This is a genomic window from Thermopirellula anaerolimosa (assembly GCF_054657335.1).
Genome location: NZ_BAAHYX010000004.1, coordinates 332,538 through 355,210, shown reverse-complemented (window position 1 = coordinate 355,210; position 22,673 = coordinate 332,538). Strand labels below are relative to the sequence as shown.

At 59.7% G+C, this 22,673-nt stretch carries 18 protein-coding genes; 10 read left to right on the top strand and 8 right to left on the bottom strand.

What is annotated here, in order from left to right; translation table 11 throughout:
• Positions 1 to 265 precede the first annotated feature (265 nt).
• Complete coding sequence (locus ACYQ6J_RS01990) at positions 266 to 1,651, top strand: Gfo/Idh/MocA family protein (protein ID WP_460182518.1); 1,386 nt, start codon at positions 266 to 268, stop codon at positions 1,649 to 1,651.
• Between the two features lie 51 nt (positions 1,652 to 1,702).
• Here the strand turns inward: ACYQ6J_RS01990 and ACYQ6J_RS01985 are convergent, their stop codons facing one another.
• Positions 1,703 to 2,731, bottom strand: a complete 1,029-nt coding sequence (locus ACYQ6J_RS01985) for a hypothetical protein (RefSeq protein WP_460182517.1) — start codon at positions 2,729 to 2,731, stop codon at positions 1,703 to 1,705.
• A gap of 276 nt (positions 2,732 to 3,007) precedes the next feature.
• Between ACYQ6J_RS01985 and ACYQ6J_RS01980 the strand changes: the two genes are divergently transcribed.
• From ACYQ6J_RS01980 to ACYQ6J_RS01960, 5 genes are all read left to right on the top strand, one after another.
• Positions 3,008 to 6,088 carry a hypothetical protein gene (locus ACYQ6J_RS01980; protein ID WP_460182516.1) on the top strand — a complete coding sequence of 1,027 codons (3,081 nt, stop codon included), beginning with the start codon at positions 3,008 to 3,010 and terminating at the stop codon, positions 6,086 to 6,088.
• A gap of 85 nt (positions 6,089 to 6,173) precedes the next feature.
• Positions 6,174 to 7,193, top strand: coding sequence for a tetratricopeptide repeat protein (locus tag ACYQ6J_RS01975; protein ID WP_460182515.1), 1,020 nt, complete (start codon positions 6,174 to 6,176; stop codon positions 7,191 to 7,193).
• A 286-nt stretch (positions 7,194 to 7,479) separates the two neighbouring features.
• The gene (locus ACYQ6J_RS01970; RefSeq protein ID WP_460182514.1) at positions 7,480 to 8,325 is read left to right on the top strand and encodes a MotA/TolQ/ExbB proton channel family protein; all 846 of its coding nucleotides are present in this window, start codon (positions 7,480 to 7,482) and stop codon (positions 8,323 to 8,325) included.
• Between the two features lie 88 nt (positions 8,326 to 8,413).
• On the top strand, positions 8,414 to 8,854 hold the full coding sequence (locus tag ACYQ6J_RS01965) for an ExbD/TolR family protein (RefSeq protein ID WP_460182513.1): 441 nt from the start codon (positions 8,414 to 8,416) through the stop codon (positions 8,852 to 8,854).
• Positions 8,855 to 8,857: 3 nt separating this feature from the next.
• Positions 8,858 to 9,346: an ExbD/TolR family protein gene (locus ACYQ6J_RS01960; RefSeq protein WP_460182512.1), complete on the top strand. Its 489-nt coding sequence runs from the start codon at positions 8,858 to 8,860 to the stop codon at positions 9,344 to 9,346.
• Positions 9,347 to 9,382: 36 nt separating this feature from the next.
• Here ACYQ6J_RS01960 and xerD read toward each other — a convergent pair whose 3' ends face one another.
• Positions 9,383 to 10,321 (bottom strand): site-specific tyrosine recombinase XerD, encoded by a 939-nt coding sequence (gene xerD, locus ACYQ6J_RS01955; protein WP_460182511.1) that lies wholly within the window; start codon positions 10,319 to 10,321, stop codon positions 9,383 to 9,385.
• A gap of 168 nt (positions 10,322 to 10,489) precedes the next feature.
• Between xerD and ACYQ6J_RS01950 the strand changes: the two genes are divergently transcribed.
• A complete protein-coding gene (locus ACYQ6J_RS01950) occupies positions 10,490 to 11,503 on the top strand; it encodes a 3'-5' exoribonuclease YhaM family protein (RefSeq protein WP_460182510.1) in 1,014 nt (337 codons plus the stop codon).
• Positions 11,504 to 11,618: 115 nt separating this feature from the next.
• On the opposite strand, the gene prmC is transcribed toward ACYQ6J_RS01950, so the two are convergent.
• The 6 genes from prmC to ACYQ6J_RS01920 all read right to left on the bottom strand — a co-directional run bounded on the left by prmC (position 11,619) and on the right by ACYQ6J_RS01920 (position 18,292).
• Complete coding sequence (prmC, locus tag ACYQ6J_RS01945; RefSeq protein WP_460182509.1) at positions 11,619 to 12,497, bottom strand: peptide chain release factor N(5)-glutamine methyltransferase; 879 nt, start codon at positions 12,495 to 12,497, stop codon at positions 11,619 to 11,621.
• Positions 12,498 to 12,598: 101 nt separating this feature from the next.
• Entirely contained in the window at positions 12,599 to 13,675 is a 1,077-nt protein-coding gene (gene prfA, locus ACYQ6J_RS01940) for a peptide chain release factor 1 (protein ID WP_460182508.1), read from the bottom strand.
• A gap of 154 nt (positions 13,676 to 13,829) precedes the next feature.
• Positions 13,830 to 14,093, bottom strand: a complete 264-nt coding sequence (gene rpmE / locus ACYQ6J_RS01935) for a 50S ribosomal protein L31 (RefSeq protein WP_460182507.1) — start codon at positions 14,091 to 14,093, stop codon at positions 13,830 to 13,832.
• 348 nt (positions 14,094 to 14,441) lie between these two features.
• On the bottom strand, positions 14,442 to 16,139 hold the full coding sequence (locus ACYQ6J_RS01930) for a tetratricopeptide repeat protein (RefSeq protein WP_460182506.1): 1,698 nt from the start codon (positions 16,137 to 16,139) through the stop codon (positions 14,442 to 14,444).
• Positions 16,140 to 16,309: 170 nt separating this feature from the next.
• Positions 16,310 to 17,155 carry a 3-deoxy-8-phosphooctulonate synthase gene (gene kdsA, locus ACYQ6J_RS01925; RefSeq protein ID WP_460182505.1) on the bottom strand — a complete coding sequence of 282 codons (846 nt, stop codon included), beginning with the start codon at positions 17,153 to 17,155 and terminating at the stop codon, positions 16,310 to 16,312.
• Positions 17,156 to 17,302: 147 nt separating this feature from the next.
• Positions 17,303 to 18,292, bottom strand: a complete 990-nt coding sequence (locus tag ACYQ6J_RS01920) for a diacylglycerol/lipid kinase family protein (RefSeq protein ID WP_460182504.1) — start codon at positions 18,290 to 18,292, stop codon at positions 17,303 to 17,305.
• Between the two features lie 504 nt (positions 18,293 to 18,796).
• Between ACYQ6J_RS01920 and ACYQ6J_RS01915 the strand changes: the two genes are divergently transcribed.
• The 3 genes from ACYQ6J_RS01915 to ACYQ6J_RS01905 all read left to right on the top strand — a co-directional run bounded on the left by ACYQ6J_RS01915 (position 18,797) and on the right by ACYQ6J_RS01905 (position 22,618).
• Positions 18,797 to 19,669, top strand: a complete 873-nt coding sequence (locus tag ACYQ6J_RS01915; RefSeq protein ID WP_460182503.1) for a Cof-type HAD-IIB family hydrolase — start codon at positions 18,797 to 18,799, stop codon at positions 19,667 to 19,669.
• Between the two features lie 117 nt (positions 19,670 to 19,786).
• Positions 19,787 to 20,137, top strand: coding sequence for a MazG nucleotide pyrophosphohydrolase domain-containing protein (locus ACYQ6J_RS01910; RefSeq protein ID WP_460182502.1), 351 nt, complete (start codon positions 19,787 to 19,789; stop codon positions 20,135 to 20,137).
• A 267-nt stretch (positions 20,138 to 20,404) separates the two neighbouring features.
• On the top strand, positions 20,405 to 22,618 hold the full coding sequence (locus ACYQ6J_RS01905; RefSeq protein WP_460182501.1) for a hypothetical protein: 2,214 nt from the start codon (positions 20,405 to 20,407) through the stop codon (positions 22,616 to 22,618).
• The last annotated feature ends 55 nt before the right edge of the window (positions 22,619 to 22,673 follow it).

Sequence of the window (22,673 nt, the reverse complement as noted above, 5' to 3'; positions counted from 1 at the left end):
CAGCACGAAATAATGTGGCAAGGAGCTTCGGTTTTGGGAACCGTGAGCAGGCTCACACCGGTCCGATGGCGGTCCACTCGTTGGCCATTCGGATGCGGTTGCAACCCAGGCCGTGTCGAAATGCTTGATTCAGGTCTGTGAGGGGATATGCTGGAGCGACGGTGGAGCGGTGCGCTCCCCCCGCGGTCGTTAATTGTGACGGGCGTCGGGACGCGCACACGTTCAGTCGAGTTTGTCCCCCTTGTATCTAGAAGGAGTCGATCGAATGGCGGAAAAAAACAGTGAGAAGAGAACTGGCGAAAACTCAACGAAGGGGCCTGCACTGGATCGACGAACCATATTGGCGGGGACTTCCGTCCTGGCGGTCATGGGAACCGGTTTGATGGCGGGGACGCCCGCCGTACATGCCGCCGAGACCGGGAAAATTCGACTGGCCCTGATCGGCTGCGGCGGTCGGGGCAGCGGTGCGGTGCGAGACGCATTCTCCGTGAGCGACGCACCGATCGAGCTTTACGCCATGGCGGACATCTTCGAGAGCCGCTTGGAGGCTTCTCATAAAAACCTCTCGGACATGTTTCCCGATCAGGTGCAAGTCCCGCCCGAGCGGCGATTCGTGGGACTGGATTCGTACCGCCATGCGATCGATGCGCTTAGGCCGGGCGATGTGGCGATGTTGACCGGTTACGCGGTCTTTCGACCGGGGCAACTGGAGTATGCCGTTTCGAAGGGAATTCACGTTTTCATGGAAAAGTCCTTCGCCGCCGATCCGCCGGGTTGCCGTCGTGTGATTCAGGCGGGCGAGGAGGCGGAGAAAAAGAACCTGAAAATTGCTGCCGGCTTGATGTGCCGACATTCCGTGAATCGCCAAGAGTTGATCAAGCGTATTCGCGACGGAGAGTTGGGCGACATCACGCTCGTACGTGCGTACCGCATGGAAGCGGTGGGACCGCTCGGGCCGAAGCCCGCCGACGTCCCGGAGTTGTTCTGGCAAATCCGGAATTTCTTCCGCTTCTTTTGGGTGTCGGGCGGCCTTTTCTCGGAGATGGACATCCATCAAATCGATGAGATCTGCTGGATCAAGGATGCGCTGCCGGTATCCGCGCACGGCGTGGGCGGTCGGGCGGTGAACAGCCTCGATCACAGTCAAAATCTGGATGCCTATTTCGCCGAGTGGACCTTTCCCGACGGAACGCAAGGATTGGACGTGGTCCGCTATGCCTCCAACTGCTACAACCACTTCGCGACGTACATTCACGGGACCAAGCGTGCTGCGCAGTTTTCCGGCGCCGTCCACGCCGGGACGGTACGTATCTTCAAAGATCAACGAATCGCAGAAGACAACGTGGCATGGGAGGCCCCGAAGGAGCAGTTGACGCCTTGGCAAGCCGAGTGGAAGGCCTTGTTGCGGGCTATTCGCGAGGATTTGCCGCACAACGAAGCGAAACGTGCCGCGCTTTCCAATCTGGCAGCCATCATGGGGCGTGCGGCCGTGCATAGCGGGCAAGTCATTGGTTGGGACGACGCTTCGGCCTCGCAATTCCAGTTCTGTCCCGACGTGGATCGGATGACGCCGGAAACTCCGCCCCCGATTCTGCCGGACGAACGGGGAATGTATCCGGTACCCGTCCCCGGTCAGTGGAACGAAATCTGAGCTCGCGTTGCGATTCCCCGGACGCATGTTCGCGGGACCGCCCCGATGCTCTCAGATTTCCTGCGACGAGGAGGCAGATGCCCCCTGGGAGACTTCTCTCGGGGCATCGCTTTGCGTTTTCGGGCGAGTCTTTTGATAAACGTACCAAACGAATCCGGCGGCGAACAGCGCTGCAAGGAGCACGGCGGTGACGAGGTCCGGCGATGTCGAAGCGTCGCTTACTGAGGGATGCCGTTGCCAGTGGATTTGCTTCGCCAGCAAGACGGGCGCGGCTCGGAGCGCGTCGCGAGCTTGGTAGGCCCAGCGTTTGAAAAACACGCCGTGGACCTCCACAGGTTCTTCCAGACGGTTTCCCAACGGAAAATCCGAAGGCAGCGACAAAGCGTAGACGACCACGGGATTGTTTTCGTCCGACGGGCGTATCCAAAGCTGGTAATAGCCCGCGATTTCCTCGCCGTTTTTCGGGGCTTTCATCCGCATCGCCTGGACGACGTGGCCCTTGACCGTTACGACTCGGCCTCGCCGATCTTGGGATCGCCGGTAGAGTTGGGAGAAGGTCACCCAGCCCTGCGACGCGGCGGCGATCCCCTCTTCGTCCGTTTTTCGCAGGCGTGCGAGGACCGCGAACCAAGGGCCGGCCTCCGCCATGCGAAACGGTTGGTCGTCTTGAACAGTCGAGAAATCGATGTCGGAAGTGGTAAACACGCTGCGTGGGGAAGCGGTTTCCGCTGTGCCCGTTCTGAGAAGGGAAGATTCGGCGGTAGGTGAGGCCGCTTCGCCGGGCGATGAGACGCCGGACTCATTCACGGCGGATTGAGACACCGTTGGCCGGGAAGTGTGCTCCGATGAGTCGGGTGTCAGCCGCGTATCAATCGCAGAATTCTTCGCCGGGCCGGTTTGCAACGCTTGTCGATCCGCCGGTTCGCGCAAAAATCGGAGAAGTTGATCTGCCTGCGGCAGCCATTCACGGGCGGATGTGACCAGGATCACCGCGCCTCCGATGACAAAGACCAGCAGCATAAGCCGCCGCTGTTCTCGCGGATGGGTGTAGGAACGTGATATGCCTGTCCTGATTCGCACGCCGTTTCTCCCAAAGGCACCGGATCGAACGCGCCGGCTATCTTTCATTGTAGTGCGTAAGCGGCGATTGCCATGATCCGACCGGGCCGATTTTCCCGTCCAGGACACTCGCCCGGAACACGCAGCCAATGCGGTAGAATCAGACGTGTCGAAATGGAACGGACGAGCAGCGGTGTCGCCCGGTGTTGCGGATTCGACTCGGTTCCGACCATAATTGAAGCCGTAATCGGTGCAGGGCCGAGGGCATTCCGAGACTCGGGATGGAGATCGATATCGATGAGAGATTCATGCCGGCCTTTGTGTCTTCTCCTTTTGGCCGCGGGATTGTGGTTCGCCTGTTCGTCCGGCCTTTGGGCTGTGGATAATCAACGCAAGTTTCTCGAAGTCTTGCGAGAGCGCGGATATTTCGACACCGCGGTGGATTACCTCGACGGTTTGGCGGCGGATCCGACATGCCCGCCGGATCTTAAAGACGAAATCGACTACCAGGCGGGGACCACGTGGATTCTGGCCGCCGCTCAAACGCGAGTCTCTCTGACCCGCGAGCAGTACTTGAGTCGGGCCATGGACCGACTCAAGAAATTCGTCCAGGAACACCCGCAACATCCTCTGGTGGGCGACGCGAATGCGCAATTGGCCCAAGTCCTTGTGGAACGGGCGAAAACCACGCTCGCATCGACCGAAGGTAAGCCGGATGCGGAAGTTGCTAGGTTGCGAGAGGAGGCACGATCCGCCATCCAGGAGGCCCAAAAGGCGTTCGCGGTCTTCCTCGACTCCGCCCGAAAACGAGCGGAGTCGTATCAAGGACGGGTAATCGACAGCAATTCCCGTGAAGGTCGGGAACGAGAGGCCGCCTATCGCGATTACTTGCGGGCGAGGTTGTACAGCGTGGGCGCACAGTATCAATTGGCCCAAACCTATCCGCCCGAAGACGAGACACGCAAAAAACTGTTGCAGGAGGCGGCCGATGAATACGGCAAGATTTACGACAAGTACCAGGACTACGGCGCCGGATTGGTGGCGAGACTACAGCAGGGCGTTTGTCTTCAGGAATTGGGTAAGGATAAGGAAGCCGCGGCCATCTTTGAAGAGACGTTGACGCTTCCCGCGGATGATCCGGCCACGCAGCCCTTGCGAACCGAAGCCCTGGCCCGACTGTGTGAGATTCTGCGCAAGCAGGGAAATCACCAGGCCGTGGTGGCACGTGCGGAAGAGTGGTTGGACGCCGCGCGACCGAACATTCGCAACGGGGAGGCGGGTCTGCGTGTGCAGTTTTTGGCGGGCATGTCGGCGGTGGAGTCGGCCAAGACCGCGGAGCAGAACAAAGATGCCCGTTTGGCGCAGCAGTTGCGCGCGACGGCCCGTCGCTTTTTGGAATCCGCCGCCCGACTTCCCAACCCCAATCGCGGCGAAGCCCAAGCAGCCCTGGCCGGTTTGACGGGGGAAGTGCAAGCGGAGGGCCCGGTTCAGGGATTCGCCGACGCGGTGGAACGAGGCGATATGGCGTGGGATCGCTTTATCGCCGCGATGGGCCAATTGCAACAGAGCCTTAGCGCCGATCAGGCCCGCCGTGATGCCGACACCGCGAGGGACGCCGCCATCAGTCTCTATCGGGCGGCACTACGATATGCATCGCCGGACGTGATGGATCAGGTGAACGCGATACGCTTCAAACTGGTGTACCTGCTTTGGGACGCCGATCGGCTCGCCGAGTGCGCCGTCCTGGGCGAATTCTTGGCGCGTCGCTATCCGCAGGCGGCGGGATCGAACAAGGCGGGCGAGGTGGCGGTCAAAGCTATCCGCAAGCTGTTCTTGGATACGACGAAGCAGGGCGGCGACGGCGAGTGGGAGTTGCAATGGATGACGCGCTTGGCGGATTATCTCGTCCAACGTTGGCCGGATCAAAACGAGGCCGCCGAAGCCGTTCTGTCCGTGATGGATTCCGCGATTGATTTGGGGCGAATGGACGAGGCCAAGGCGTACGTCGCCAAATTGCCCGAGAACTCTTGGGGGCGGGGTAGGGCGGAGTTGCGGTTGGGGCAGGCGCTTTGGGCGGATTACGTCAAGACCGCTGCGGAGGCCAATCCTCCGCCCGCCGAGCAATTGACCGCCTTGCGCGACGACGCCCGTGATCATCTGGAAAAGGGATTGGAAATCGTTCGCACGGCCGTCGGCGGCGGGCAAGCCGTCGACTATTTCGTGGAGTATTCGGTGCTCCTTTTGGCCCAAGCACATTTGACGATGGGGGAGCCCGACAAAACGATTGCCCTGCTGAACGACCAAGCGATCGGGCCGCTCACGCTGATGGATCGCCGGAACCCCGCCGTCGATCGCCAAGCGTTTCAAGAGGAAGTGCTGAAACTGGCTTTACGCGCCTACGTCATGGCGCAGCAAGTGGACGAGGCCATGAAGTATTTGGATCGTCTGGAGTCCTTGGTGACGGCGGGAGACGCGAGTGCCGGGGGCAAAAATTTAACGGCCGTTTATGTCAGCCTGGGACGGCAATTGGAGCAACAACTACAACAACTCCGCAGCGAAAATAAGACGGATCAATTGGAGACCGTGCTGACCGGTTTCACGTCGCTTTTAGCTCGCATCTCGCAACGCGCCCAAGGCGCCGATTTTCGCTCCCTGAATTGGGTGGCCGAAACGTACTTCAGCCTTGGCAAGGGTTTGGATCCCGGCGGGCCCGAGGTTCCGGAGAAGGCTGCGGCGTTCTACAAGCAGGCGCTTGCCAATTACGTGACCCTCATTAAGCGGAGCGAGCAGGAACCGGGCTTTGCCCCGGAAGACGCACCGATCTTCCTGCGGGTACGGTTGGCGGGCGTCCTACGCGGTCTCAGAATCTACGATAAAGCCCTGGAGGCGGTGCTGTATGTGATCGACAAGGCCGGCAAAGAGAATCGAATCGACGTGCAGATCGAAGCGGCGAACATCTATCAGGAATGGGCCGAGCAACCGGGCAAGGAAGACTATTACATCAACGCGATTCGCGGCGGCTACGAAAAGGGCGGCCGATACTTGATTTGGGGGTGGGGCGGCATCGCCAAACGCGTCGCTGCTTCTTATCAGAAGTTCGAATCGATCTTCCACCAAGCCCGTTACAACTTGGCACTGTGCCGCTTCAAATTGGCACAGAAAAAGACCGGAGAGGAACGCTCTCGCCTGCTGGACGAAGCGTTGCTGGATATCCGTCGCACCTATCTGCTGTACCCGTCTTTAGGGGGCAAGGACTGGTACGAAAAGTACGACAAACTCGTGAGGACCATCCAGCAATTACAAGGCCAGCGGTCCCCCCAAGGATTGCGGGCCTTTGATCAGCGAGCGGGAAGCCAGGCCGGCGCCTCACGTTCTTGAGGTGAAGGCGTGCGATTTGGCAAGCGTCGGCGTTCCGTTGGATGCCATGTGAGGAAAGCGTAACAACGCAGGGAGACTGGCGATCATGAACATGCGTTGGTTGGGAGTCGTCTTCGCGGCGGCGGGAATGTGGCAAGTAACGGCGCTGGCCGTGGACACCGTGGTCACGTCCTCGGAACAGGTTCGCGGGCGGATCACGCAGATGTCGCCCCTGGAGGTGACGGTGGAGACGGCGGCCGGCCCGAAGACGGTGCCGGTCAACCAGATTATTCGCATCACGTACGACGCGGAACCGGCGGCCTTGGGTACCGCCCGGTCGAACGTGGAGACCTCGCGTTTCGAGGATGCCCTGACCGCTCTGGATCGCATCACGGCGGACAGCTTACGGCGGCCTGAGATCGCTCAAGACGTTGAATTCTACCGGGCTTATTGCCGCGGAAAGATCGCGCTGGGGGGGACCGGATCGCCCCAGGAGGCAGGCGGGGCGATGATCAATTTTCTCGCCTCGGCTCCCAACTCCTTTCACTATTGGGATGCCTGTCGCATGATCGCTGAGTTGTTGATCGCCGTGAAAAACTACGACAAAGCGGTCGAATACTTCGGCAAGGTCGCCGAGGCCCCTTGGCCCGAATACAAGGTGGAGGGTCTGCAAAAGTCGGGCTGGACTTATATCGTAGCCGGGAAATTCGCGGAGGCGGAGGCGGCGTTCGACAAGGCTTTGGCCGTCCCCTTGAGCGGTGATGATACGCCGAAATTGCTGGCCACCATCGGCAAAGCGCGAACCATGGTGGAAAAGGGGCAGGCCGACGAAGCCATCGCCATGCTCCAGCCCATCCTGGAACGTCCCGACCTGACGGAAAACAGCGAAGTGCTAGGCAGGTTGTACGGCACATTGGGCGCGGCGTATCGCAAAGCCGGCAGGATCAAGGACGCCGTCATCGCCTACTTGCACGTCGATCTGCTGTACTTCAGCCATGCTCCCTCTCATATCGACGCCTTGCGGAACCTCGCGGAACTTTGGCCGCAACTGCAACATCCGGAGCGGGCGGCCGAGGCCGTCGACGTGCTGAAAGAGCAGTACAAGGTCAACGTCTCGGGCGGGTAGCCGTAAAGCGCGGCCGGCTGCTCGCGTCCTGATCGACCGGCCGATGCGCGGCTTTCTCTTCGTCGACGGTTGGGAGTTTACGTTTACCGCCGGACGAAGGTATATTAGATGGTTCACAGCGGACCGAACGCGTCTCGAAGGCAAAGGGATGCCGCCCAAGGGAGAACCGGAAGGGAATTCCGCCGTGGTATGAGGCGGTGCTTGGCTGGGGGCTTATCAAATTGCGGAACAGGGTACCGGACGCCGATTCAATTCTAGGGTTTTGACCTTCAATCAGGAGGTTTCCATGCGTCGAGGCTTCTTGTCGACCTGGAGCGGCTCGATAGCGGCTTCACTCGTGATGTTGTTGGTGACGCTCGGTGCTTTGCCGAGGTGGATTCCGGCTTCCGCAACCGCCGTTCATGCGGAGGAAGCGGCGACCGACGATACGTTGCCGGCGGCCGATGCAGCGGCGCCCGAAACGGCGCCTGCGGCTGCGGAGGCGGCCCGCCCTCAAGAGAAATCGGTCCTGCGTTGGTTCTTTGAGTCGTTAGGTTGGACCTATACCTTGGCCTTCTTGACGATTTCGTTCTCGTTCGTGGCGCTTTTGGTGATGAATCTGGTCGGTTGCCGTCGCGAGACCGTCATCCCCTCGGCGTTGATCGACGGATTCGAGGCCCATTTCAACGAAAAGCGGTATCAGGAAGCCTACGAATTGGCGAAGAACGACGAGTCCTTCCTGGGGCAGGTGTTGTCAGCAGGCTTGGCCAAGCTTTCGGCGGGATACGCGCAGGCTGTCGAGGCCATGCAAGAGGTCGGCGAGGAACAGGCCATGCGGATGGAGCACCGTTTGAGCTACATCGGACTGATCGGTACCGTGAGCCCCATGGTGGGATTGCTGGGAACGGTGGACGGCATGGTGCGGTCCTTCAGTGTGATCGCCAACAGTACGACGACTCCCAAGCCGGCGGACCTCGCCCGCGGTATTTCCACCGCCTTGATTACGACGTTGGTGGGGTTGATTATCGCCATTCCGGCCATCATCGTGTACGGGTTTCTCCGCAATCGAATCGCCCGACTGGTTCTGGAAGTGGGAATCGTGAGCGAAGGCTTGATGTCGCGATTCTCCAGCGTTGGCGCCAAGAAGGCCTGAATCCTTCTCGGGAGCCGTTGCCGCACGGAACCGGCGGCTTCAGGCCCCGAGTGTCGCGGTTGATTCCTAGGCTGAGGAGTGGACGCAAATGCGTTACGGGCGTGGTCGACAGATTCCCGACGCCGAAGGCGATATGACGCCGATGATCGACATGACGTTTCAGTTGATCGCCTTCTTCATGATTCTGATCAATTTTTCGGAAGGTGATCAAAACCAGCTCATTCGGCTTCCCGCCAGCGAATTGGCCAAACCGCCCGACACAGCTCCCGCCTACCCCATCACCTTGCAGATGACGTCCAAGGGGACCGTCTTTTACGGCGTTGAGGAATACACGCTGGACGGCATCGTGCCGATCCTCCAAGTGGAAAAACAGTTGGTGGAGCGACGCGGCGGCGACTACCGCGATACAACCGTCATCATCCGCGCCGATCGCTACGCGAAGACCGGACGAGTGCAAGAACTGATACGAATGTGTCAGTCGGTAGGATTCGAAAAGTTTACCCTGCGGGCTAAGCAAGAGAGCACTTAGACGATGAAGTTTCGCGGCTCGGGTACCCGGACGGGCGGCAAAATCGAGCTGATGATGACGCCGATGATCGACGTCGTCTTCCAGCTTTTGACTTTCTTCATCATGACGTTCAAGATCGTATCGCCGGAAGGGGATTTCTTCATCAAGATGCCGTTGGCGGCGCCAAGCGCGGGCGTCCCTACCGACTCCCAAATGCCGCCGATCAAAGTCCGTTTGACTGCCGCCGCGGGTGGGCGTCTTTCGGGGATTTACTTGTCGGAACGCCGCCTGGGCAGCTTCGAGGAGCTTCGTCAGCAGGTGCGACTGCTGGTCGGAGATCAGGCCGGTCCGGGGGGCGCCGGGGATGCCGAGGTGGAATTCGATTGCGATTACGATCTCAATTACGAAAACGTCATGAAGGCCATCACGGCGGTTTCCGGTTACGTGGCTCCCGACGGTCGCATTATCCGTCTTGTGGAGAAGATCAAATTCGCTCCTCCTCGAAAGGAGTGACGCTTTTCCTTCGGCGTCTTCGGGCCGCTCAGGGTTTCATCCGCGCGGGTGAAATCGCTTGTGTACGGACTTCAGTCGGGCGTAGTCCACGTGGGTGTAGATTTGCGTGGTGGCGATACCCGCGTGGCCGAGCATCTCTTGAACGTGCCTCAGGTCCGCTCCACCCGCCAAAAGGTGGGTGGCGAAACTGTGTCGAAGCGTGTGAGGGCTGATGTCGGGGGGAATCCCCGCGCGGATGGCGTGAAATTTCAATAGCTCCCAAATCCGTTCTCTGCGTATCCGCTTGCCGCGATAGGAGAGAAAGACGTAAGGGGAATGGCCGCCCGACGCGGCGGACAAGATCGATCGCTCTTCGGCCAGGTAAGTACGAAATGCCTGGACCGCCCGTTTCCCGAGCGGCACGATCCGCTCTTTGTTGCCTTTGCCGCGGCACGTGCAATAAGCCTCGTCCAAATGGAGATCGTCCATCCGCAGGTTGGCCGCTTCACTCGCGCGGCATCCCGTCGCATAGAGAAACTCCAGCAGCGCCCGATTGCGGTGGCAACAGCGATCGTAGGGGCGAGGGCTTTGCAGCAAGGCGTCCACTTGATTCGGCGTCAGGACGTGCGGCACGCGCTCCCACAGCTTGGGACCGCCCAGTAACTCCGCCTGATTTCGGCTGACAAGCCCCTCCAATTGGAGATATCGCAGGAAAAGTCGCAGCGAAACGATGTGCCGGGCGAGGGATGCCGGGGCCAGGTTCAGGCCGTGCAACCAGGCGGCGTAGTCGGACAGGTCTTGAATCTCGAGTCGGGTCGGTGAGCGGTTGCCCAACCATTGCAGAAAGCGACGCAAATCTCGACGGTAGGCGGCCACGGTGTTTTCCGAAAGGTGGCACTCCGCCGAAAGATAGTGCGAAAAGTCCGCCTCCCAGTTGCGGGAGACTTGACCGGAAGAGACGCTTTGCGGTCGCAGTTTGCGTCGCGGAGGACTCATGTCGATTTCGGAACCTATCGCCGGATGACTTTCTTCTAGTCGGATTCCGGGCTAAAATCTCGGGCGGTCGTCATGGATAGGGAAACATGCGACTTTTGCCCCCTATCTCTTATCGGACATTGTTCCGGTCGCAATCGCGGCGAACCCCGATAACCTCACGGATTAGGTATGTCCCCAACGCAAGGATTACGCACCCTCGGCGAATTATCCCTCGGAGACGAGGCGGATCTGTTTCTGTTGCTGACCGTCAAAAAGAGCATGACGACTCGGACCGGTCAACCGTTCTGGTTGTTGACGTTTCGTGACGAGTCGCGAGAGATTGAGGTTGCGGTTTGGGCGGACTCGCCGTTTTTCGCGATGTGCCAAAAGGAATGGAAGCCCGGGGACTTCTTCAAGGTCAGAGCGACGCTGAAGGATTCCCAGTGGGGACCGACGCTGGATGTCCGCAAAATCCGACATGTCCAGGAGAGCGACCGAGAAGCCGGATTCGATCCCGCCAAGTTCATGCCTCCTTCGCCGGTCCCTCAAGAGCAACTCTTTGAGGAATTGCGCAAGTTGGTAGCGGAGAGCATGGAGCCTTCCCTCTTGCGAAACCTCACCGAGCACATTTTGGAGCACGAGAGGGATTCGCTTTTGTCGCTTCCGGGTTCACGATCCCACCATCATATGTATCCGGGAGGCTGGCTGGAGCACACTCGATCCGTGGCCGAGACCTGTCTTTTCCTCGCCGATCTTTACGACCGGCAATATCCTGACATGCAACCGCCGCTCGATCGCGATCTGGTTCTTGCCGGCGGCATTCTGCATGACATCGGCAAGGTGCGAGAGTTGGCTTGTTCGCCGCTGCAAACCTGCTATTCCGCGGACGGCGCCCTGCTCGGCCATATGATTCTGGGGCGTGACCTGGTTCGTGAAGCTGCTGAAGCGGTGGGATTTTCGGGTGAACGGTTGCTGAAGTTGGAACATATCATCGTTTCGCATCAAGAGATGGGGGAGAATGGGGCCTCTAAGCCGCCCATGTTTCCGGAGGCGCTCCTGGTTCACTATGCCGACGTCATCGACACCCGATTCGCGATCATGCGACGTGTCTTTACGGAAGATCGCGGCGACGGGCCTTTGACCTCCGACCGTAATCTCCTGCGGCATGCGCTGTTTCGCGGTACCGGAGAACCGCCGGAGTGAAAGCGTTGCCGTCTGTGGCAGTTGCCGCGGTATCGGAGCGAGAGCGAAGAAGGCGGCGGACGGCCGCTCGTCCATCGACGATTTCGGCCACGGTCGGGGCTAAACGCGATTTTCGTCAGGTCCGCCGGGCTTGCGCAATTCGCCAACGTCTCGCGGAGTCTTTCAAGATGGGACCGGGTTCGAGGCGAGGTTCGGCGGCCAAGATGGCTTCAACCGCCTCGCGAATCATGGGGCTGATTTCGATCAGAAGCCACCCGCCCGGTACCAGCCGCTCGGCAGCCTGCGGAACCAGACGGGCGATAATCTCCGTTCCGCGAGGTCCGGCCACCAAGGCCTGATACGGTTCGTGCTCTCGCACATCACGCGGAAGACGGGCAAATTCCTCTTCGCTGACGTACGGCGGGTTGGAACAGATGAGATGAAACGATTCCTGCGGAGGCAGGGCATCCAAGAGATCGCTTTGCAGGAATCGAATCCGCTCCGCGAGGCCCAGTCGCTCAGCGTTTTCTTCGGCGACCCGAAGGGCCTCTTTGCTCACATCCACGGCGGTGATTTCAGCTTGCGGCAGATGTTTGGCGGCACAAACGGCTAAAACTCCGCTGCCGGTACCCACGTCGCAGACGCGGACGGGAGATTCGGACGTGAATTCCTTAGCCAGGTCCAACATGCGGACGACCAGGTCTTCGGTCTCCGGTCGAGGGATCAGGACGGCTGGCGTGACGTGAAAGCTGAGCGAGAAGAACTCACGCCGGCCCACCAAATACGCTACCGGCGTACCATCCGCTCGCTCGCGGACCATGGATCGGAACTTGGCCCGGACCTCATCGGAGGCAATCTCTTCGAAGGCCGCATAAAGGTCGATGCGACGACATCCCTTTGCCGCAGCTAACAGAACCTCGGCGTCCAGACGCGGGGACTCCGAGCCATGTCGCCCGAGGTATTCGGTCGTCCATGCCAAGAGTCGCCCGATCGTCCAAACTTCAGTTTCGGGCATGGATCGGTTACCTCTGCCAACGAATCTTTGCCCAGACCTTCAAGCCGGATCGTTCGGCGGGAATTCGTTGCCGAACCGGGAGCAAGGCACAAATCGGCGTCCTAGTCGAGTTGGCCGAACGTACTGCGGAGTTCCGCCCGCTCGTGGTCCAGTATGGCTTCAATCAATGGATCCAGGTTGCCCGCCAGAATGTTGTTCAATTGGTACAGCGTCAAGTTGATGCGGTGATCGGTGACGCGGTTTTCGGGGAAATTGTAGGTGCGGATTTTTTGACTGCGGTCTCCGGAGCCGATCAGCGTCCGCCGCTCTTCCGCCCGCTGAGCGTCCTTCGCGCGTTGATAATGTTCGTAAATGCGACTCTTCAGCACCCGCAGCGCCTTGGCAAAATTCTTGTGCTGGCTTTTCTCGTCCTGGCACTGAACCACGATTCCCGTCTCGTAGTGCGTCAGACGAATCGCGGAAGAAGTCTTGTTGACGTGCTGACCGCCGGGACCGCTGGCGTGGTAGGTGTCGCGACGGTAGTCCTCCGGTTTCAATTCGATCTCGATATCGTCCGGTTCGCGAAGCACCGCCACCGTGGCCAGAGACGTGTGAATACGACCTTTGGCTTCGGTTTCGGGAACCCGTTGCACGCGGTGACCGCCGCTCTCGTACTGCATGCGGCGAAATACCTCTTCGCCCTCCAGTCCGAAGGAGATTTCCTTGAAGCCGCCCAATTCAGTGGGATTCATCTCGAGGATTTCGAGTTTCCAGCCGCGCTGTTCGGCATAGCGGCGATACATTTCGAAAAGATCGCGGGCGAAGAGAGCGGCCTCTTCGCCGCCCGTCCCGGCGCGAATCTCCATGATGCAGCGGGGCCGCTCCGCGTCCTCGCCGCCCACGGTCAGGGCCAGCAACTCGTCCCACAATTCCTCACGTTCGCGGCGGAGTGTTTCCAACTCGGATTCGGCAAGTTCTCGCAATTCGGGGTCGGGAGACTCCTCCGCCAGTTCGCGGGCCTCGAGGATTTGCTGGGAAATCTGCCGAAAGCGGCGATAGCGGGTCGCCAATTTGGCGAGCGATCCATGCTCGCGCAAAACTGCGGACATCCGAGCGGGATTGGCGAGCACTTCGGGATCATGAAGGCTCCGCTCCAATTCTTCGAACCGGGCGAGTTTTTCGTCCAGTTGTTTGCGCATGGGAAAATCACACGGCAACCGACCGCTTCGGAAAGCATCGGATGTCCACGCATGTCGAGAAGAACCGGAAACGAATCACGACGGTGGGGCCCAGGCGGACACGGCGGGAAGGCTTTACCCGTCACGGTGGTCGAAGTGACCGACCGCGGAATCGTCAACCGGCGGCATCTTGCGAGTCTTGTTGTTGGCCCTTCTTGCGCCCCTTGGTCACGCTGGAATAACCACCGGCGAAGCGATTGCGGAATTTTTCGATCCGACCGGTCGTATCGACATATTTCAGCTTGCCGGTAAAAAAGGGATGGCAAGCGTTGCAGATGTCGATCTTCAGCTCGGACTTGGTGCTTCGGGTGACAAACGTGTTCCCGCATCCGCAGGTGACTTTGGTCTCCACATAGTTCGGGTGAATGCCGTCTTTCATGGCAAAACTCCGGGAATATCGGGCGTGATCGGAATCGGCGGACCTTGGGTCGTAAATCCCCCATCAGCGTGTGGTGGTGCGCAGTCCCATAAAGGGAACTCGCGCGGCAATCAAGCGCGGAGCTTTGGGAGCGCGAACTCGCCTGAGCGGATCAAACCTTGAAGTATAGCGACCGACTGGAGTTTTCTCAATCGGCCCCACGACCCGTTCGCCCATCATTGCGGCGGGCCGATTTACGACACTCCCCCGACAACCCGGTGCTTATAGCCCGGTATTTGTGTATTTGTCGCGTAACAAGTCGGTTTCGCGATTGTCCGTCGGAGGAGTTCGGACGGTTTCAAGCCGGTTTCAGGGATTCGTTGAATCCTTTGAGGTTGCGTCGTCCGTTTGCTCGGACCGGCCTTCGCTCTCGCTTGATGACTCCGCGGGTTTGCTGTCGTTTTTGGGCGTTTCGCCGATTTCGAGTGGCTTGGCGCCGGTCAACTCCTCGATCCACCTTGCCCGAACCAGATTCCCGAATCGGCTCGGAAGATGCACGTCTGCGCGATAGGCGGTGATGGCTCGCGGGTAGTCGCCCAGTTTTTCATTCAACCGTCCGAGGGCGTAGGCGACGCCCGGTTCCCAAGGTTGTCCGGGGACGGACAAAGCGGTTCGGTTGATCAGAAGGTCCTCGGCGGACTTGCGATTCCCCGTCCACACGGAAATGAGCCCGAGCCAGTACGAGGCGTTGAGTTTGGCCTGAATGTACATCATCTCTTGGGCGGAATTCATGCCCGAGGAATCCAATAATCGCTGCGATGGACGCGCGGCCTGGTAGTAGGTCGTCGCGCTTTCCTCCCCCACAAGATCACCTTTCAGATGGAGGATCCGCCCCCGCCATAGTGGCATCACGCTTTCCGTTTGTACCATGAACGGCAGCATATCCATGGCTTGGTAACGATTGACTTCGGCGGAGAACGCTTGACGTTGGAGAGATGCTCGATACGGCAGCGTCCATAGCGACACGTTTTGGACGCCGAATAATTCTTTGAACCGGGCGGCCTCGTCGCTGGGGTGCGCCGTCAGAACGAGCGATTCGCCGCCCGCCAGCATCCGGGTGACCATTTCCATCCGTTGCGACAGGTACGGGGCGGAGCCTTCTAGCAACACCTGAACCGATCGGAGCATAGAGGATTGGACGCGGTAGGGATTCCGTGGATCGGCATCCAGTCGGCGGAGCAGGGATTCGTTTTCCGCCAACTCTCGAAGTGTTGCGGGCCGGATTTGCAAACCTTGACCGGGAAGTATTGTGAGGCCGTTTTCGGCGGGGATCGGGAATCCCAAACTCGGCTCGAAGACGTAAATCTCACCCTCGATCGCGACGCCCACCGCCCAGGGTTCCCATCGTGGCTCTTCGTCTTCTGCGGCAACGTTGACTGCGAGCATGCCTGCGTCCAGACCTTCCTGGCGGCAAAGCAACAGGTAGACCCAGGCCCTTGCGGTGGCCGAACCGTGGCCCAAAAGCAGCGTCTGCCAAGGATTACGGACGAAAAGTTCTCCATTGGAGAGTTGCGGCGAGTCGTTTAGAGGGTCGAGTTGAATGTGGAAGACGACCCAGTCGAAAAGCGATTGCGCCCGTGATAGCTCGTCGGCGCCGTCACCCCTTGCCCAGATTGCGATGTCGCGAATCCAGACCGCGGTTTGCAGCGAGAAGGCGTCATCGCGTGTGAAGTGCAACTCGCCCAAGTTCTTCACCTCCGGCAATTCTCGCATTTCCGGGGGAAGAGTCTCGAGCAGCGGGTCGGGACGCCAGTCTTCCAGTGGTCGCTGCGTGCGAATCCATTGGTCCAAGCGATCCGCGACTTGAATCGCCATATCGGTACCGTCGAATTGATAAAGACGGTTGAGCGTGTCGATGGCGATTTCGAATAGTTCGTCCCGATGCAGCGTGGCTGTTTGGCCCGCGTTTGTGGTCTGGGGCTGTTCCGACTTGGTTGCCGGTTTGGGGCAGCCGAGGATCATCGGGAGTACCAAGACGCAGAGCGTTATAAAGAGGATGAGATGCATGGAAAATCTGCGCAAGCTAGATAATTTAATAGAGGCCGAGCACTGGTCAATATCCGAGCCTTCCGCTTGGACGACACGATCCTGAACACTCAACAAAACCCCTCTAGTGAAGGGTGCTGCTGAGTGCCGAACGATCGGTGCTGAAGCGGAAGTCCGACGCTTCTCGTCCTTCATGCCGAGTCCTCCGCGAAATCGCGCACACACAGAGCGCGGATGGCGGTAAGTTGGCTCAATAATTGGGGCAAGTCTTCCAGGCGAACCATGTTCGGGCCGTCGCTAAGGGCGTTGTCGGGATCGGGATGCGTTTCGAGGAAGACGCCGTCGGCCCCCGCCGCCACGGCCGCGCGCGCCAACGTAGGAACCATACGGCGATCGCCGCCGGATCGTTCCCCCTGTCCGCCGGGTTCCTGTACGCTGTGGGTCGCATCAAAGATCACCGGGGCGCCCAAGGATTGCATCAGCGGGATGCTCCGCATGTCGTTCACAAGCCGTCCGTAGCCGAAAAAGGTGCCGCGCTCCCCGAGGAGTATGTCCCGACAACCGGCCTCGGCCAGCTTCGTGACGACATGCCGCATGTCCGTTGGGGCCAGAAATTGCCCTTTCTTCACATGTACAGGCTTGCCCGTGGCTCCGGCGGCGACCAACAGATCGGTTTGGCGGCACAGAAAAGCCGGAATCTGGAGTAAATCGCAAACCTGCGCAGCAGTAGCGGCTTGTTCCGGTAGGTGAATGTCGGTGGTGACTGGCAAGCCCTGGGTCTCTCGGACTTCGGCCAGGATTTGCAGCCCCTGTTCCAAACCCGGCCCACGGTACGAGCGGAGGCTGGTGCGATTCGCTTTGTCGAACGAGGCCTTGAAGACGATTTGCCAACGATGGCGGTCGGCCGTACGGCGAAGGAACTCGGCGACCTGAAGCGTCAGTTCGCGGGACTCGATGACGCAGGGACCGGCGATGATCAGCAGGGGTTGGCCGGGACCGCAACGATAGGGGCCGATTTCGGCGGGAAGCCGCAGCACCTCGATATCTCCCATTCCAAAACCACACTTGTGATCGCCGCGAATGACGGGGCACACGATATCTGTGAGCGAAATTACGTCCTTGTTTCCGTTCGGCAGCTTTAGGCGGGCCTGTTGGCCGGCCTTTCTTGCCCGCTCTGCTACTATCTACCTACATTCACTATCCGCGTTGTGTGACGTCCATTTGGCGGCCGTGCGGGCCGAGACCACCACGGGGACTCGCCCCGCCTCCACCCCGATTTCCAGCGGTAGGACGCCTCCCGGGTCGCCGTCCAGTTGGTACGCTACCCTTTCCGAAGACGTAATGCGAACCCGTCTAGCCCGGGCCAAACGGCAATCGGGAAGGGTGGAGTGGATCGCGAGTTGGCTGACGGCGGTGTACCAAAGGCCGCGAGCAACGCCACCCCGGGCAAACGTACAGATATCCAATTGACCATCGGTACCGTCGGCTTTCGGTGTGAGCGGAAGCCCCCAGCCGTACTTGGGCAGGTTGAAAACGAACGCCCACGCCACCGGCCCGAGCAGTTCCTCCTCGGTCTGATCGTCGAGGCTGAAGCGGACCGAAAGCTCGGGAAACGGATAGGTTCGCATCAATTGGACGATAGGACCGAAGAAGCTAAGGAAGCTGCCGTGCCCGCCGCGATAACCCTCCATGCGGCGGCGATGGACCATTTCCACGGCGGCTGCGTCGAAACCGCAACTGGCCATCACCAGAAATAATCGACCGTTGGCGGAACCGGCATCGAGACGCAGGACTCGCCCGTCGTGAACGAGGCGAGCGGCCGCTTCGGGGCTTTTGCTGATACCGAGGTGCGAAGCCGCGAGATTCGACGTTCCGGCCGGAAAAAGCAGCAAAGGCACCGTCGGTGAGCAGCGGTTGATCAATTCCAAGGCGGTGCCGTCGCCCCCGATGCCGATCAGACAACGCAGATCGCCTCGCTCGTATCGCCGATTGGCGGCATCCGTGGCCTGAGCCAAATCCGTGGATACCTCGACGCGGTAACCGTAGGTCTCGATCGCCTTAAGAAGGCTCTCCAATCGCCGTTGCGAAGAGCGTCTTCCCGCTCTCGGGTTGTGCAAGACCATCACGAAATCTGCGTCCGAGGGCAGGGATTGCGGGGGCAACGCTTGATCCATGTGTTTCGATTTCGGTGCTCGGTTTCGATCCGCCTTCGTGCTGATGAAAGACTCTCGGGACCATGGAGCCTGCGCCGACGGTCTCGGACGATGGCCGGTCGTTAACGGCTTCAGAGCCTTACGTGCCGCCAATTTACGACATCATGCGGCGCATGCGTGGGATTCCCGACCTTCAAAGCGTAAGCGATTTGCGTTGTCGGTACAAGCGCCGGACGCGGACGCGGGTGACGGACTCACGATTGAAGTACAGGGTAAGGGGCGGCGTCGGGCGAGCGCCGGGATCGAAGCGGGGAAGGGCCTCGGTACGGCGGCAGGGGCGTTTCGCCAATGGGTTGCATGTCGTAAATTGAAAGCAAAGCCGTATCCCCTGGGATTTGTTGAGTTCACGAACCTCGAAAAACGACGGTCGGGCGTACTCGCCGCAGTCGAGTTGACCAATCCCTTTGTAGTCGCGCCGCGACGGAAACGGCCTGCGGGGCTCCCTTTGCCAATTTTGTGTTGTCTATGTTGGATTATCGCCTGTTGGCCGTGGACATTGACGGTACGCTGGTCAACAGTCAAGACCATCTCACGGAAACTACTTGCCGGGCGATCCGCCGCGCGGGAGCGGCAGGGCTGCGCGTGGTCTTGGCGACCGGTCGAAGATACAGCCGAGCTTTGCCTCTGGTGGAATCGCTCAGCTTGGAGGTGCCGGTCATCGCCTCCAGCGGGGCGATCGTCAAAAACCCGTTGAGCCATCAAACGCTTTTTAGAGCGGAGTTTCCCGAAAATGGTCTGCGACGATTGATCTTTCTCATTCGAAGGCTCGGGTTTCAGCCCATTCTACTTGGCGACACCTTCGATCAGGGATTCGACTACTACTTGGATCCGCTGGATAGGCCCAACCCCCAATTGGAAAGCTATCTTCGAGCGAATCCGGGTTGCGAGCGGTACCAGGCGCGATTGGAAGCGACTCCGCCGCCTGATGTCTTCGCGGCGTTTACCATCGGGGACCGGGATCAAATGCTGATCGTGGAGCAGGAACTTCACAAGGTGTTTCCCGGGCAATACGTGACGCACGTCTTGAGAAGTCCGCGCTATGAAGGTTTCTTTTGTGAAATTGCCCCGGCGGGTGTCGACAAATGGTCGGCTGTTCGAAGGGTGGCGGCCATGTTTGGGGTGCCGTTGGAGGCGATTTGCGCGGTGGGAGACGACGTGAACGATCTGCCGATGATCCGGGAGGCCGGGTTGGGAGTGGCGATGGGGAATGCCTTGCCCGTCGTGAAAGAGGCGGCGGATTACGTTGCTCCCACCCACGACGAAGAGGGGTTGGCGGACGTGGTGGGCTGGTTGCTCGGGGAACGACCGTTTCCGAAAATGGCCGCCGAGCGGCAGTGAACCACCGGACCTCGAGTGAAGACGCCGAACTTCGGAGAGTCCTACGAGCCCTAGGCCAAACGTCGAAACCGCCAAGCGTGGTAGAGCTACATGGAGCGAAATGTGAGGGAGAATGCTGTGCCGCAAGAAGAAAGCGACAACGAGACTCAGCCTTCGGCAGAACCGCCGATCAACTTTTCGGATTTTCAATCGTTGATACGCCGAATGTACTATACCAAGGATGTTGCGCGCGGCATCGACGGCACCTTCATGTGGTTGATGGAGGAGGTCGGAGAGTTGGCGGCGGCACTGCGGAACGGTACCCAAGAGGAACGCGAGGCCGAGTTCGCAGACGTGATCGCCTGGTTGACCACGATTGCCAACGTCGCCGAGATTGATTTGACGAAAGCGCTGAGGAAAAAGTACGGGTGCGGTTGTCCGGGATGTGGGAAATTCGTGTGCATATGCCCCGACAGCGGCAAACCATAGCTGCGCTTTTAGGTGGCTTGAAGCGGAGGCTTGAACCGAACCTCGAGGCAGAGGTTGCGTAGAGTTGAATTGGCTGGTCCCCGAGGGGGATTCCGCCCGGGTGTTATTAAATTTTTGAAAGTCGCTTTACTTGTCTTCTTTCTCTATTGGGGAGTAATCTATTAGCCGAAAGCGGTCATGCCCTACGTGAATCTGGTGAATCGTGTAAAAATACTTATCGCACTTGCCGTACTTGCCCTTGTCTTTGGGGGGGCTGGATCGCATTCCGTGTGGGCAACGACATTGGGGGGGGATGGCTCGTCGAACGCTAGCAGCCTTGCCGGGAGGGCGGCCGACGTCCGGATCGATGCGGTACGGCTTGGGTGGAACGGGGTCTGGAAGCCGGGATTCTGGACGCCGGTGTGGATTACGCTTTCCGGCGGAATGAAGGGCGGGAGCGGTGAATTGATCGTTTCCGCCCCGGATAGCGAAGGGGCCGTTTGCGAATACCCGGTCGGCCGAGTGAACGTAGAAGCCGGAAGCACACGAACCGTGGAGTCGCTTGTGCGCTTGGGCCGGGCTGGTGCCGCGATTGCCATTGAATGGCGGTTGGACGGCGGTCCCACTTTACGCCGCAGCTTGGGTTCGGATAGCCGGTCGATCGCCGAGCCGGTGGGCGGTCCGTCGCTGGAACAACCGGTGGTCATCCAGATAGGGAGTCAGCCCATCGGCGAGAATCGGCAGGGGGCGGTCTCGGGCCTTTATTGGGTGACGGTCACCGATCCCCGATCTTTGCCGCGTCGACCGCAGGCCTATCAAACAGCTTCCGCTGTCGTTCTTACCACTGGGACGAATCCCGAGTTTCGCGGAAGATTGGCTTCGTGCGGCGAGGCGTGGCAGGGCCTTCGCGAATGGGTGGTGTCGGGCGGGCGTCTGGTCTTGAGCGTCGACGAATCCGCCGCCCCGCTCTTTTCTCCCGGAGGAGCGTTGGAGTGGGTCGTCCCGGGAGGTCTGGGCGAAAGTATCCAACTACGGAAGACGGCAGCCCTGGAGACCTATGCCGAAAGCCCGCGACCTCTAGTCGTGCGCCGCGGGGAGCCCTTCCTTAGAGCGGTGCAGGTGCCGGACTTTCAAGGCATCGTTGTGGCGAAGGAGGGGAATATCCCCTTGGTGCTGCGAAGACAGTACGGGTTCGGCACGATCATCCTGTGTACGGTCGATCTATCGCACCGGGCGATCCGCGAGTGGTCGCAAAAGGATCGTTTGCTGGAGCGTTTGCTGGACCGTGCGGAAACGCACGGCGGACAGGTCGGCGAGCAGCGAACGTTGATGCATCACGGTTTCAACGATTTGTCGGGACAATTGCACGCGGCGCTCGAACAGTTTCCCGGCGTCATGTTCGTTCCTTTCTCGACGGTGGCCATTCTGTTAGGCGTTTACCTCCTGGTGGTCGGCCCATTGGACTATTTGGTGCTGGGAAAGTATTTTCCCGATCGAAGATGGACCTGGCTGACCTTTCCCCTCATCCTCGTCCTCGTGTGTGTCCTTGCGTGGCACTTGGGAGAGACGTGGAAGGGACGCGGCGTTCAGGTCAACGAAGTAAACCTCTTGGATGTGGATGTTGAGGCCGATCAGGCCCGGGGTATGGTCTGGGTCAATCTATTCTCACCTAGGGCGAGTCTCTTCGACGTGCGTCCGAATGCGGACTACTTCGACGCATTGGGGGTGCAGACCGTGTCCGCATCGGTGGGATGGTTTGCCTCACCGGGCCGAGGGCTTGGAGGTATGGAGGGGGCTTCGCTGGAGTTCGGCGAATCGGTGGGAAAATACTCGGTTCGCACGGAAGGGCCGGAGGCGGAATTGTTGGGGTTGCCGGTGGCGGCCAAGTCGACCCGTGCAGTCGCCGCTAGTGTGGAAGGACGACCGAAGAAGCCTGTGCTTCAATCGAATCTCTCGGATAGACGGCAGTTGTTGAGCGGAACCGTGACGAATACGTCTCCGTTCGCCCTGGACGATGCCGTCATCATTTATCGGGGGTGGGTCTATTTCATGGGACGACTGGAGCCTGGGGCTTCTTGGCATCCCCGCGTCGGCGAAGACCGGCGAGAACTGCGATCTTGGCTCAACGATCGTCGCGTGGAGACGGTGGGGGAAGGCGTTCAGCAGCAAGCCAGACAGGTAGTGGCACCCTACGATCAGTCGAGTCGTGATCTTTGGTACATCCTACGGATGATGCTGTTCTATCGCGCGGCGGGGAGCGAGGGGTACGTCAAACTGTGGAATGCCCAATACGCGCACCTCGATGCGACGGATTGGTTAGAGAATGGCCGTGCCATTGTCCTAGCTCGGGCCGATCTGGAGGCTTCACGCGGGGCGATCGAGTTTCGCCCTCGCGGCGCCCTTGGAGGGGAATCGCCGCGGCGGGAGTCGTTGACCTTCGTTCGCGCGGTCCTGCCGGTCCTTCGGGCTGAAAACGACTCCGTTGCGCCCGCCGTCGAATAGAGTTCGGGGGAGCGTCGTACCCGACCGCATCGGATTGCCGAAGAGAGTGGAACCC

What these genes read in the sequence shown, in the direction of transcription:
- prmC (WP_460182509.1), bottom strand. Translation starts at nt 12,497, where the DNA reads ATGCCCGAAACTGAAGTTTGGACGATCGGGCGACTCTTGGCATGGACG.
- ACYQ6J_RS01920 (WP_460182504.1), bottom strand. Translation starts at nt 18,292, where the DNA reads ATGGATCAAGCGTTGCCCCCGCAATCCCTGCCCTCGGACGCAGATTTC.
- ACYQ6J_RS01980 (WP_460182516.1), top strand. Translation starts at nt 3,008, where the DNA reads ATGAGAGATTCATGCCGGCCTTTGTGTCTTCTCCTTTTGGCCGCGGGA.
- ACYQ6J_RS01975 (WP_460182515.1), top strand. Translation starts at nt 6,174, where the DNA reads ATGAACATGCGTTGGTTGGGAGTCGTCTTCGCGGCGGCGGGAATGTGG.
- ACYQ6J_RS01970 (WP_460182514.1), top strand. Translation starts at nt 7,480, where the DNA reads ATGCGTCGAGGCTTCTTGTCGACCTGGAGCGGCTCGATAGCGGCTTCA.
- ACYQ6J_RS01965 (WP_460182513.1), top strand. Translation starts at nt 8,414, where the DNA reads ATGCGTTACGGGCGTGGTCGACAGATTCCCGACGCCGAAGGCGATATG.
- ACYQ6J_RS01915 (WP_460182503.1), top strand. Translation starts at nt 18,797, where the DNA reads ATGTTGGATTATCGCCTGTTGGCCGTGGACATTGACGGTACGCTGGTC.
- xerD (WP_460182511.1), bottom strand. Translation starts at nt 10,321, where the DNA reads ATGAGTCCTCCGCGACGCAAACTGCGACCGCAAAGCGTCTCTTCCGGT.
- ACYQ6J_RS01990 (WP_460182518.1), top strand. Translation starts at nt 266, where the DNA reads ATGGCGGAAAAAAACAGTGAGAAGAGAACTGGCGAAAACTCAACGAAG.
- ACYQ6J_RS01950 (WP_460182510.1), top strand. Translation starts at nt 10,490, where the DNA reads ATGTCCCCAACGCAAGGATTACGCACCCTCGGCGAATTATCCCTCGGA.
- prfA (WP_460182508.1), bottom strand. Translation starts at nt 13,675, where the DNA reads ATGCGCAAACAACTGGACGAAAAACTCGCCCGGTTCGAAGAATTGGAG.
- rpmE (WP_460182507.1), bottom strand. Translation starts at nt 14,093, where the DNA reads ATGAAAGACGGCATTCACCCGAACTATGTGGAGACCAAAGTCACCTGC.
- ACYQ6J_RS01930 (WP_460182506.1), bottom strand. Translation starts at nt 16,139, where the DNA reads ATGCATCTCATCCTCTTTATAACGCTCTGCGTCTTGGTACTCCCGATG.
- ACYQ6J_RS01960 (WP_460182512.1), top strand. Translation starts at nt 8,858, where the DNA reads ATGAAGTTTCGCGGCTCGGGTACCCGGACGGGCGGCAAAATCGAGCTG.